10 protein-coding genes are annotated in these 11872 nt (G+C 43.5%); 8 read left to right on the top strand and 2 right to left on the bottom strand.

The window, feature by feature from the left end; translation table 11 throughout:
- Positions 1 to 126 precede the first annotated feature (126 nt).
- The 4 genes from I6E83_RS04150 to I6E83_RS04135 all read left to right on the top strand — a co-directional run bounded on the left by I6E83_RS04150 (position 127) and on the right by I6E83_RS04135 (position 4583).
- Positions 127 to 702 carry a hypothetical protein gene (locus I6E83_RS04150; RefSeq protein WP_197100089.1) on the top strand — a complete coding sequence of 192 codons (576 nt, stop codon included), beginning with the start codon at positions 127 to 129 and terminating at the stop codon, positions 700 to 702.
- A gap of 184 nt (positions 703 to 886) precedes the next feature.
- Positions 887 to 2155, top strand: a complete 1269-nt coding sequence (locus tag I6E83_RS04145; RefSeq protein WP_197100088.1) for a putative DNA modification/repair radical SAM protein — start codon at positions 887 to 889, stop codon at positions 2153 to 2155.
- Positions 2156 to 2220: 65 nt separating this feature from the next.
- Positions 2221 to 3093 carry a TIGR03915 family putative DNA repair protein gene (locus I6E83_RS04140; protein WP_197100087.1) on the top strand — a complete coding sequence of 291 codons (873 nt, stop codon included), beginning with the start codon at positions 2221 to 2223 and terminating at the stop codon, positions 3091 to 3093.
- A gap of 167 nt (positions 3094 to 3260) precedes the next feature.
- Positions 3261 to 4583 (top strand): glycosyltransferase, encoded by a 1323-nt coding sequence (locus I6E83_RS04135; RefSeq protein ID WP_197100086.1) that lies wholly within the window; start codon positions 3261 to 3263, stop codon positions 4581 to 4583.
- Positions 4584 to 4670: 87 nt separating this feature from the next.
- On the opposite strand, the gene I6E83_RS04130 is transcribed toward I6E83_RS04135, so the two are convergent.
- Both I6E83_RS04130 and I6E83_RS04125 read right to left on the bottom strand, forming a co-directional pair.
- Entirely contained in the window at positions 4671 to 5378 is a 708-nt protein-coding gene (locus I6E83_RS04130) for a cupin domain-containing protein (RefSeq protein ID WP_197100085.1), read from the bottom strand.
- Positions 5356 to 6093 (bottom strand): gamma-glutamyl-gamma-aminobutyrate hydrolase family protein, encoded by a 738-nt coding sequence (locus tag I6E83_RS04125; RefSeq protein WP_197100084.1) that lies wholly within the window; start codon positions 6091 to 6093, stop codon positions 5356 to 5358. Before I6E83_RS04125 ends, I6E83_RS04130 begins: the two co-directional genes overlap by 23 nt.
- Positions 6094 to 6448: 355 nt before the next feature.
- Here I6E83_RS04125 and I6E83_RS04120 point away from each other — a divergent pair, with 355 nt between their 5' ends.
- From I6E83_RS04120 to aguB, 4 genes are all read left to right on the top strand, one after another.
- Positions 6449 to 7798 (top strand): glutamine synthetase family protein, encoded by a 1350-nt coding sequence (locus I6E83_RS04120; RefSeq protein ID WP_197100083.1) that lies wholly within the window; start codon positions 6449 to 6451, stop codon positions 7796 to 7798.
- A gap of 1 nt (position 7799) precedes the next feature.
- On the top strand, positions 7800 to 9131 hold the full coding sequence (locus I6E83_RS04115; RefSeq protein WP_227680801.1) for an NAD(P)/FAD-dependent oxidoreductase: 1332 nt from the start codon (positions 7800 to 7802) through the stop codon (positions 9129 to 9131).
- Positions 9132 to 9304: 173 nt separating this feature from the next.
- Positions 9305 to 10798, top strand: a complete 1494-nt coding sequence (locus I6E83_RS04110) for a Na+/H+ antiporter NhaC family protein (RefSeq protein WP_197100082.1) — start codon at positions 9305 to 9307, stop codon at positions 10796 to 10798.
- A gap of 192 nt (positions 10799 to 10990) precedes the next feature.
- Positions 10991 to 11860, top strand: coding sequence for an N-carbamoylputrescine amidase (aguB, locus tag I6E83_RS04105; RefSeq protein ID WP_197100081.1), 870 nt, complete (start codon positions 10991 to 10993; stop codon positions 11858 to 11860).
- Positions 11861 to 11872 lie beyond the last annotated feature (12 nt).

Raw genomic sequence — 11872 nt, 5'->3', positions numbered from 1 at the left:
AACTAGGGCGTGGTTGTTTAATAAATTTTATGAGGTTTTGCTGGCTAATTCTCTAGCCGGCAATACCTTCTTTTAAATTGCCTCGTTTTAAATTACCTCGTTTTCAATCATTGAGGAATATAAATAATGAGCGTGCTGTCCATCAAAATACTCTTATTCCTCATTGTTTCGGTGGGCATATTTACAGTATTCAAAGCAATAAAACTGCTTAGAAATGCATTCAATGGTGACGTATTATTAGCGCTGCCCTACCATGATAGCGTTGGTAGTTTCACTGTCTCGAAGTCCGGTGTTTATAGCATTTGGCACAAAGGCCCTGTGTTTAAAAAAACGCCACTGGCTCAGTTCCGACCTCATATCTCAAGTACAACTACTGGCAAAGAGATTAAGCTTAATCCCTCAATACTGTCTCCACGCTCAAATAACTTTGCCACTGGCAGAATGGAGTTTTTTACCTTTCGAGCGGAAGTTGGTCATTACGAGCTGAAACTAGTATCAGGATCAAGCACCTCAAGACTACAAGCAATTGTAGGAAATGCCATACCTTTGGCAGATATTGATTTAAGCCTCTATTCTATCGAGGTTAAAGAGAGCCAATCACAGATCATAACGATACTGGCTATTCCTCTTCTATTGCTTGGTATTTTGGGTATTGTAGGCAGCTTGGTGCTTTGGTTATTGGCTGAGCAATTTTTTGTATAAACTATAGCCAATCTCAATATAGATGTACTAGAAACTAGAATTTCATCTAAAAAATTATCTCAAAATACACATAGGTAAGCGACAACCGTTGTCGTTTACCTTCTTAATTTTAGCTATAATTACAATGACTTAACGCTAATTTTGTTAAAATAGTCTTTCATTAATGCATTGGTAAATACCGCTTATGGCAACCATCAATTATGAACGACTACAAGGCAAACTAAACATCTTAGCGGACGCTGCTAAGTATGACGTTTCTTGCTCCTCTTCCGCTGGTACACGCAAGAACCAAGGCGGCGGTCTCGGTGATGCCTCAGCGACAGGTATCTGCCATAGCTATACCGAAGATGGCCGCTGTGTCAGTCTACTCAAAATTCTGCTGACCAATCATTGTATTTATGATTGTGCTTACTGTACCTCACGCAAAAGCAATGACACCCCACGTGCCGCTTTTAGCGTCGAAGAAGTGGTTGATTTGACCATGCAGTTTTATCGCCGTAATTATATCGAAGGGCTGTTTCTAAGCTCAGGTATCTTTAAAAGTGGTGACTACACGATGGAGCGATTGGTTGAGGTCGCCAAACTACTGCGTACCCGTGAGCGCTTCAACGGTTACATCCATCTAAAGACCATTCCAGGTGCGTCAAAGGAGCTGCTGCTAGAAGCTGGGCTGTATGCAGATCGCTTAAGCGTTAATATTGAGATTCCAACCAAATCAGGATTGGCATTGCTCGCGCCAGAAAAATCGCATGAGCAATTAAAGGCACCCATGGAAACGGTAAAAGAAGAGATTATCACCATCCGTGAGAGCCGTAAAACCCATAAAAAAGCGCCAAAATTCACGCCAGCGGGTCAGACCAGTCAAATGATAGTCGGCGCCAGTAATGAGACCGACTTGCAAGTGATTCAGCTATCGAGCCACTTCTATAAAACTTATGATCTCAAGCGTGTTTACTACTCTGGTTATGTACCGATGCTGTCTGATAATCGCTTACCAGCGATTGGTACGCCAGTACCTATGGTGCGTGAAAACCGCCTTTATCAGGCAGATTGGTTAATGCGTTTTTATGGGTTTGGTGCACATGAAATCGTTGAGCCGGACTCGCCATTTTTAGATTTGGACTGTGACCCAAAACTGGCGTGGGCGATTCGCCATCGTGAGCACTTCCCTGTCAATATTCAAACTGCAACGTATGAAATGATTGTGCGCATACCTGGTATCGGTACCAAAACGGCTAAAAAGATAGTAAAAGCGCGCAAGTTTAATCAATTAACCTTGTATCACCTCAAAAAGATGGGAGCGGCCGTCAATCGCGCAAAATACTTCATCGCAACGACAGGTAAAAATGAGCATCTTGCCCATTTAACCCGTGATAACTTCCGTCAATATGTACTGGCACAAACGCAGACCAAGTTTAAAGATCAACGTAGCGGGCAATTGGCCTTATTTTAAATGTGCGAGTAAAATTGATTCTTAAAATAAGCCACTACACGTCAACTGTTTTCTGAGGGCAGCTAATGTCAGTACTTGTTCAAAACAAAACTTACTCTATCGGTCAAGTAACGCCTAGTATTGTGCTTTATGAGCCAAGTTTTGAAGGTTGGCTGAGTGCGGTCTATCATGCCTATGAGCATAAATTACAACACGATTCCGCATTACAGCTCATAGCGCAAGATTGTTACGTACCTTCATTGATTGCGCAAGCAACCAGCGTGGCAACTGATGAAGACAAAGCCGCGCGTGTCCTCACAAAACTGAATAAGCTATTGGGGCGCTCAGGTATGCGCAATATACTTTGGGGATTTTTATCTGAAAAGGATAATATCGGTACTACTCTATTTCAAGTAGTTAAATACGCCATCGACTACCCTAGCCGTTCTATTATGCAAGATTTGGGTAATTTAGACGTCCTTGAATTGGTACAGACGGTCAAATCTGTGGGTCGTGAAAAGCACCGCATGGAGGCATTTGTGCGCTTTGAGCATACCACTGATGATATATATTTTGCGCGGGTGGAGCCTGATTTTAATGTATTACCACTGATTGGTGAGCACTTTCGTCAGCGTTATCAAGACCAGCACTGGGCCATCTACGATCTGACCCGTGGTTACGGCATTTATTATGATAAGAGTACCAGCACACCTACGCGTCCTGCTGCGCTGCAAACCATCACTGATCTTGATGACGCAGTACTCCGTAATCCTACCAGTATCCATAGCGAAGACGAACAGCGTTACCAGAAGTTTTGGCAAGGATACTTCACCAACGTCAATATCAAAGAGCGTAAAAATCCCCGTTTGCACAAGCAGTACCTGCCGCAGCGCTATTGGAAGTATTTGAGCGAAAAACAAGTACTGCCCAATGCTGAACATCTACAAAAACGGCGATAAGCGTTGTCAGCGTTGTCAGCGTTGTCAGCGTTGTCAGCGTTGTATCTATGGCAGACTTATCTAGTGCTGTAAAAACAAACGCTTTAACTTTACCTTGATGGTTGAGTTTTTACTGCTTTTAACTGACAATAGCAACTTGATATTACTAACCTGTGATCGACGCTATTATGAAAGTTATGCGCTTACTGTCGTCTTTGAAGCATGATGAATCCGAGCGCGGTATTTTTCATCTTGGGCGTGCATTGGTCAAAAATGGACATACCTCTATCATCGTCTCAAGCGCCGATGAAGACAATGACTTGGTCAGACGCCTCAAGCGTGACGGCAATATCTATCACCAATTGCAAATGAATAAAAAGTCTTGGTTATCATTACTCCAAGTTGCCCCACTGCGCCACTTGATTGAAAAGTACGAACCTGATGTGATTCATGCGCACTCGCGTACGCCAGCATGGATTGTGCATTTGGCCTTGCGCCGTGCACGTGTCAAACGCATGCCAAAACTGGTCTCGACCATGTATGGCTTTTACCCTATCAATAGATATTCACAAGCACTGCTCAATGTCGACACGCTTATTACCGTCTCTGACAGTGTTACTAACTATCTAAAACACCGACTACGCCGTGAAGATACCGCACCAAAAATCATAAAGCGTATCTACCGCGGTATCGATACTCGTCGCTATCCCTATCGGCACAATCCCTCAGTCTATTGGCTACGCCATACCTTTGCAGAATACCCAGAGCTTGAGCACAAAAAGTGGCTGATATTTCCAACCATTATCGGCAATGAATATGGTCAAGAGTGGTTGATTGATATTTTGGGTAATTTACAAGAGCAGTTCCCTAATATCCATGTCATTATCATGGACGATGATTATAAAGATGGCGATGTGGCGCATGAAGACTTTCGTCAACGTACCAATACCTTAGGTCTGGCGGAGCGCATCACTTACGTGGGTAGCAAGCGCAATGACATGCGAGAGTGGCTATCGGCGGCAAATATCGTGATGGCACTGGCCAATGAGCCAGAGTCTATTGGTATTAATGCGCTACAAGCGATTCACTTAGGCACTCCCGTCATTGGCTGGGATCAAGCCGCCTTTAGCGAAATCCTACAACCACTCTATCCGCAAGGACTGGTCAAAAAATACAATGCGACCTCTCTCTGTAAAGCGGTTAGAAACCAGTTGGAAAGCGTCACTCGCCCTGAAATGACGAACAAATTCACGATGCGAGAGATGATTGAGGAAACCCTCAATGTCTATCAAAATTTAAGTGATATGGCGCTGGCAGAAGAGCAAGCTGAAGCCGATGCAGCAGCGGTAAGAAGAATTAAGAAGTATTTGAAACCTACTGCCAATACGATAAATAATAAAGCCGAAATTTATGATGCTAGGGCAAAACATAGCGATTCGCTAGCAAACACAGAACCTGCCAAAAAAAGGCTTTCTGAAGCACCCAACCTCTCAAAAGAGACAGATACTTAGAAAGCCTGTGATAAATATTCAGCTATCTACTGACTGTGCGCCTGTAGATAGTTCCGTGCCCGTTCGTACCAGCCCCCACCCTTTCAATTAATATGTCGCTGGGGTATGCGCGCTGACGATGCGAGTGATGGCATTGCTTGGATTGATAAAAGTATGTGGATGACAGGTTTTAATCACGTAGCTATCGCCTTCATTTAACAGGTAGGTAGTATCATCGATACGGATAATAATTTTGCCCTCGATGACTGTACCAATTTCCTCACCTTCATGAGAAATCCTATCTTCGGTCGAGCTGTTTGGCTGATAAACCTCAATTAGAAACCCTAAGTTTTTTATCGGACTGCCATTGAACACTTGCTTGATGGAGACTCGGCTATTTGGCTCACTAATCTCTACCAAATCTTTTGGCGTAACGACAACTCTGTCTTTACGCTCCTTCCATTCATCACTAAAAAAAGTATTTAGATCAGAATCGAGCACCAGCAGTATGGCCTTCAGCGTATTGACCGCAGGGCTAACTTTGTTACGCTCAATAGCACTGATTGATGTGTTGGTTAATCCTGCCAGTCTTGCTAACTTGCGTTGTGAAAAGCCTTTCGACAGACGCAATTGATTGATCTTTTTACCGATATCCTCTTCAGGCTTTTCTAGTTCTTCAGCATCCTCAAGCATTTCCTGCTCTTCAGTAGAGGACTCGTCTTCATCGTTAATATCAATATCGATGTCATCATTGGTACTGGTACTTCTATTGATATTAGCATCGACGTCATTATCAGGATTTTGTTTGACTGGCATAGTGAATAAATTCCGTAAATAAAAATTTGGAAAAACCATCTTGGGCATAATTTAGCTCAGGATGCCATTGTACACCAATCATAAACGGATGTTTTATCAAGCTAATCGCCTCGACTAACCCGTCACGTGCTACTGCCTCAACGAATAAACCCTCACCTACTTTATTGATGGCTTGTTTATGCAACGAGTTGACATGCCACTCCTCACCAAATGCTGCAAGCTTTCCTTCAGGCTGGATAAGGACATCATGTACTGGCTGATATTGAACTTCGAGCGGTTGCGTCTTGTCTTCTAAATGCTGCTCATAGAACCCTTCTACTTCACGCCAATCAGGATGCAATGTCCCATTAAAATGCACATTCATCTCTTGCAAACCTCGACATACTGCTAGTAAAGGTGTGCCAGATTCCGCTGAATAAGCCAGTAATTTAAAGCTCAGCTCATCACGGTTCAAATCCTGCTTTTCTTCTACATGTGTCGCGCCATAACGCATCGGTGCGACATTGCTATAACTTCCTGTCAATACAATACCATCCACGAGCGACATCAATGCCTCGAAGTTTGTATCATCAGCAGCGGTATAGGGAAGTAGTATCGGATTGCCACCATAATACTGTATGGCATCGATATATTTTTGATACACCGCTTGTGCTGGCTGGCCGTCTACCATCTTGTGACAGGATACGATCGCGATAACTGGTTTAAAAGTAGACATATTCTTTCCCTAAATATGATATCTGAAACTAGACGTCCAGATATTGCAAGTCGTTATTTAACTAAAATTTATCATAGTATCTTAGTAAATGTAAACTATAAATTTCATTGTCGGTTAAATTGGTTCGTATGGGTTATATTAATTACTTTTTAATAATTAAAAATAAATATTGACAACTATAACCTTCATCCATATATTAAAAGACATATTTATGACAAAGAACAATTTTTATACATTGTGTACGTTAACAGATAGCATTCTGAATTCACTAAGCACTTAATACTAAGTATCTAATATTGTTAGTTAAATTGTAAAAGCCAACCAAAATCGTTTAAAACTGACAGGGATAGAAGAAATGACAACGACCAGTGAAACTATAAGTGCGACGACAACAAACAGTACCGAGTATGTTTATATTGCGGCAGGTGATATAAACGGATTACTTCGCGGTAAACGTATCCCATATAATCAAATGGAAAAAGCACAAAATGGCGGCATACGATTGCCTTTATCTATCCTAGGTGTCGATATCTGGGGTGCTGATGTCATCGAATCTTCTCAGTGTAATGGCGATATCGATGCCATTGCTCGCCCTACTGGCCGTGCTGCTTACCCTCTTCTAAACACCAGTGCACCGTCATCTTTGCTACCTGTTTGGCTCTATACCGAAGACAATGAGCCTTATTACGGTGATGCCAGACACGTGTTAGACTTCATCAGCAAAAAATTCAAAGCACTTGGTTTGACGCCGGTCATGGCCACTGAGCTTGAATTTTATTTGGTTGAATACACAGAAGGCGAGACGCCAAAACCACCTATTCGTCCAAAAAACGGACTGAGACTGAACAAAACCTCGATTCTAAGCATCAATGATTTATTACAGTTTGATGAGTTTTTAGATGAAGTCTATGCGCATTGTGAAAAACTTGATATCCCTGTCGATGCGGCATTGGCTGAGAACGGCTGTGGTCAGTTTGAAATCAACTTACTGCATGTCGATGATCCACTAAAAGCGGCTGACGATGCAATACTATTCAAACAAGTTGTCAAAGCCGTCGCTGCTCGTCGTAAGCTCACCGCTACCTTTATGGCAAAACCGTTTGGTTTGCAGTCAGGTAACGGCTTCCATGTACATTGCAGCTTATTAGATAAAGATGGCAACAATGTCTTTGATGATGGCTCAGCAGAAGGCTCGGATATACTACGTCATGCCGTCGCTGGACTATTGAAAACCATGTCAGATTGCACCTTGCTGTTTGCACCACATGTCAACTCTTATCGCCGTTTTGCACCAGGTACATTGGCACCAAACAACGTATCATGGGGTTATGAAAACCGCACAGCAGCCGTACGTATCCCTGGTGGCGATCCAAGAGCACGCCGTATTGAGCATCGCGTATCAGGCGCAGATGCTAACCCTTATTTGGTCTGTAGTGCGGTACTAGCAGGTATGTTATATGGTATCGAAAACAAACTAGAAGCACCGGATCCAATCAATAGCATTACTTACAATGAAGAAGATCTCAAAACCTTGCCTTTAGATTGGCTATCAGCCATCCGTCAGTTTGAAAACAGCGACGTCATTGATGCACTATTTCCAAGCGAGATGATTGAACTGCTTATTGCGGTTAAAAAACAAGAAGCCATGCGCTTTGCTCAGCAAGTCACCAACCTTGAATACCTCACCTATTTACAGGATGTCTAATATGTCAAATAGCAAGCCGTCTAACAACACGCGCAATATTCCACACTACTCGGATAATGGGCAATATCCTGACAGTTATTATGCTGCCAGTCGTAATCCTAAACCAGATAGACCGAAGCTAGAAAATGACATTCATGTTGAGATTTGCGTGGTGGGTGGTGGCTATAGTGGCCTATCAACGGCGCTGCATCTCATGGAGACAGATCACGAAGTGGTCGTGCTAGAAGGCGCACAGATTGGTTGGGGTGCATCAGGCCGCAATGGTGGTCAGATTGTCAACGGTCTGAATGCCAGCTTAGAAAAAATCAAAAGCTCTTATGGTCAACAAAATGCCGATTTTGTCGGTCAGCTCGTCACACGTGGTGGCAAAATCATTCGCCGACTGATCAAAGACTATGACATCAGCTGCGATTTAAAAGAAAAGAATATCTTTGCCGCTTTAAACAATGGCCAATTAAAAGACTTACAAAAAACGCATGCACTATGGGAAAGCCATGGTATGCATGACCGTGAAATGCTAGACAAATATGGTATGCAAGAGCATATCAAGTCAGAGGCGTATGTAGGCGGCGTTATCGATCATTCTGGTGGACATTTCCATCCGCTAAATCTGGCGCTTGGTGAAGCGGCGGCCATTGAATCACGTGGCGGCACTATTTATGAAAACACCTTAGTCGTTGATGTTGAGTATGCTGACGACCACATCAAAATCATCACTGAGTTTGGTACGGTCACTTGTAAGCAAGCGGTTATGTGCGGTAATGCCTACTTAAATAAAGTCATTCCTAAGCTGACTGACCGTGTCATGCCCGTATCGACCCAAATTATCGCCACCGAACCGTTAGGAGATTTGGCCGATCAACTTCTTCCAACGGACGTCTGTGTCGAAGATGTTCGCTATATTTTGGATTACTACCGTCTATCAGCAGACAAGCGTATGTTGTTTGGTGGTGGTACGGTCTACGGTGGTCAAGATCCTTCTGACATCACCGCAAAAATCAGACCCAACATGAACAAGATTTTCCCAGAACTGCGCGATGTCAAAATTGATTATGCATGGAGCGGTAACTTTGCGTTGTCTTTTTCACGGGTGCCGCAGATGGGCAAGCTACATGATCGGGTGTTTTTTGCACACGGTTATAGTGGACATGGCGTGACAGGCTCGCATCTGTTTGGACAGATATTGGCTGATGCTATCAATGGCAATACCAAAGAGTTTGACACCTTTGCAAAAATCCCATGGATTCCTTTCCCTGGTGGTCGCGCACTACGAGTGCCCTACTCTATGATGGGATCCTGGTGGTACGCGCTAAAGGACAAGACTGGCTTATAAGTAACGTAATGGCTTCAACTTTCTGCTTAATGATAAGCAAGATGTTGAAGCCATTAATGCAACAGACTGTTATTACTATCTCGACAGGAAGTCCACTCGTACTTCCTATCGATCATCACCTTAAAACAGGATTTTCTCTATATAAGCCATAATGTCACACAAGGAACGTCACCATGAACATGAAACTTAATGATGCTGTTGAAGGACAGTATCATAACAAACGAGTTTTTCTCACTGTCGTAGTGGGAATAGCCATCTATCTTGCCTTTGTCTGGTTATCATCCAGCCGCGATCCATCAGAATCTTGGGGAATCCTCTCCCTACTACCGACCATGCTAGTACTCATCATTGCCATCGTCTCCAGACGTCCTTTTGAGTCAATGATTGCAGGCTGTGTTGCTGGCCTTGTCATGCTCAACCCATTCGATTTAGTCTCCCCTTTTGCAGATAATATCTCAGCCGTACTCGGTAACGAAACCATCATTTGGATCGTGCTCGTTTGTGGTCTTATGGGTGGTCTTATTCAACTGCTAGAAGTGAGTGGCTGTTTAGACGGCTTTAGTGAATGGCTCAAAAAAATTATTAAATCACGTAGACAGTCGTTATTGGCGACTTTCGCTTTGGGCGTTGTGGTCTTTATCGATGACTATCTAAACTGTTTGGCCGTTTCGACCTCAGTAAAAAAACTGACGGATACTTATGGCGTATCCCGTGAAAAGCTCGCTTATATCGTCGATTCTACCGCTGCTCCTATGTGTGTAATCGTTCCTATCTCTACCTGGGCGGTCTACTTTTCAGGCCTATTAGAAGAGAATGGCGTCGCAGCAGATGGCGCTGGTATGTCGCTTTATATCAGCTCTATACCTTTTATGGCGTATGCTTGGTTTGCGCTACTTATCGTGTTCTTGGTCGCTTACGGTATCATCGGCGACTGGGGCCCAATGAAACGTGCAGAGAAACGCGCGAAAGAAGGCAACCCTGTTCCAGAAGACTTCATCGATGAACAATTGGTTTCAAATGTTAAAGCCAAACGTACGTTATCATTTAAAGCCAATATTTTTAACTTTGCATTCCCAATGATTTTGCTTATCGTCTCAACCATCTACTTTGAAGTGGACTTGTTAAGAGGGGCATTGCTTACCTGCTTTGTGACCGTTATGGTCTATTGGGCCCAAGGTATTTTGAGTTTTGAGACCCAAGTAGAGTCGATTTTTACAGGCTTTAAGGTCATGTTGTACCCATTATCGACCGTTATCGGTGGCTTCTTTTTGAAAGCCATTAACGACGAGCTTGGTATGACTATGTATGTGATTGACGCTATCTCACCGCACATGACGATCATTATCTTTCCTGCTGTTATTTTCGCGGTCATGGCTTTCTTAACCTTTGCAACTTCATCAAGCTGGGGCCTATATGTCCTTGCCATGCCGATTGTATTCCCAGTAGCAGCGGCATTAGGTGTTAGCACACCATTGGTCATCGGTGCTTTGTTATCAGCGTCATCATTTGGTAGTCATGCTTGTTTCTTTAGTGATTCATCATTACTAGCCGCACAGGGTGCCGGTTGTTCACCGATGCAGCATGCCTTCACGCAGTTCCCTTATGCGATGCTTGGTGCTGTGCTGTCGGTTGCTACCTTCTTAGGACTTGGTTTTATGATGGCCTAAAGGTCTTGTGTATGAAAAGACCTTGTATTTAAAAAGACCCTGTACTCAAACGTCCTATGATTTATGATACGACGACTAGCAATAATACGGCTTAAATATACGATTATTTAAGCCGTTACTCTAACCAGACTTCACTTTATGACGCTTTATTTTATTCATACAACAGACAAATTATAATCAAGGAGCTACACCATGCGATCAGTTACTGTCGCCAGCACTCAAATCGCCTGCACTTGGGACAAACAAGAAAACATCGATAAAGCCACCGCATTGGTCACTGAAGCTGCTAAAGCTGGTGCCAATATTATCTTGCTACAAGAGTTATTCGAGACCCCTTATTTCTGCCAAGTACATGATTTTAAATATTTTAACTTGGCTACCGAAGTCGAGCACAATACGGCCATCAATCATTTCAAAGAACTGGCAAAGTCGCTTGAAGTGGTACTGCCTATCAGCTTTTATGAAAAATCAGGCAACACCTTGTTTAATAGCGTGACCATTATTGATGCTGATGGCGAAATACTGGGCACTTACCGTAAAACGCACATTCCAGATGGCATTCCTTACGCAGAGAAATTCTACTTCACGCCTGGTGACACGGGATTTAAAGTTTGGAACACTAAGTATGGCAAAATCGGCGTTGGCATTTGCTGGGATCAATGGTTCCCTGAATGCGCGCGCAGCATGGCGCTCATGGGTGCAGAGATGCTGCTATATCCAACCGCTATTGGTGATGAGCCAACCCTAAACATCAACTCAACAGGCCACTGGCAGCGCTGTATGCAAGGACACTCTGCGGCTAACCTCATGCCTGTTATCGCCTCTAATCGTATTGGCGAAGAAACCATCAGCCAAAATGGCACGGACAGCACCATGCAGTTTTATGGCAGCTCGTTCATCACTGATGGGCGCGGCGAGATTATCCAAGAAGCCTCAACCGATAAAAGCGAATTTATTATGGCCACGTTTGATCTGGATGAACTGGCAGAACAGCGTCGTCAATGGGGCGTGTTCCGTGATCGTCGCCCATCAATGTACGGCACATTATTAACGCACGGCTAAACCCATTCTCCA

Origin of the sequence: Psychrobacter sp. SZ93C1 (assembly GCF_015864635.1) — a bacterium.
Classification (GTDB): Bacteria; Pseudomonadota; Gammaproteobacteria; order Pseudomonadales; family Moraxellaceae; genus Psychrobacter; species Psychrobacter fozii.
This window is presented reverse-complemented; position numbering and strand designations above follow the sequence as displayed.

Coding starts and splice junctions, on each gene's coding strand:
- I6E83_RS04150 (WP_197100089.1), top strand. CDS start 127: ATGAGCGTGCTGTCCATCAAAATACTCTTATTCCTCATTGTTTCGGTG.
- I6E83_RS04145 (WP_197100088.1), top strand. CDS start 887: ATGGCAACCATCAATTATGAACGACTACAAGGCAAACTAAACATCTTA.
- I6E83_RS04140 (WP_197100087.1), top strand. CDS start 2,221: ATGTCAGTACTTGTTCAAAACAAAACTTACTCTATCGGTCAAGTAACG.
- I6E83_RS04135 (WP_197100086.1), top strand. CDS start 3,261: ATGAAAGTTATGCGCTTACTGTCGTCTTTGAAGCATGATGAATCCGAG.
- I6E83_RS04130 (WP_197100085.1), bottom strand. CDS start 5,378: ATGCCAGTCAAACAAAATCCTGATAATGACGTCGATGCTAATATCAAT.
- I6E83_RS04125 (WP_197100084.1), bottom strand. CDS start 6,093: ATGTCTACTTTTAAACCAGTTATCGCGATCGTATCCTGTCACAAGATG.
- I6E83_RS04120 (WP_197100083.1), top strand. CDS start 6,449: ATGACAACGACCAGTGAAACTATAAGTGCGACGACAACAAACAGTACC.
- I6E83_RS04115 (WP_227680801.1), top strand. CDS start 7,800: ATGTCAAATAGCAAGCCGTCTAACAACACGCGCAATATTCCACACTAC.
- I6E83_RS04110 (WP_197100082.1), top strand. CDS start 9,305: ATGAACATGAAACTTAATGATGCTGTTGAAGGACAGTATCATAACAAA.
- aguB (WP_197100081.1), top strand. CDS start 10,991: ATGCGATCAGTTACTGTCGCCAGCACTCAAATCGCCTGCACTTGGGAC.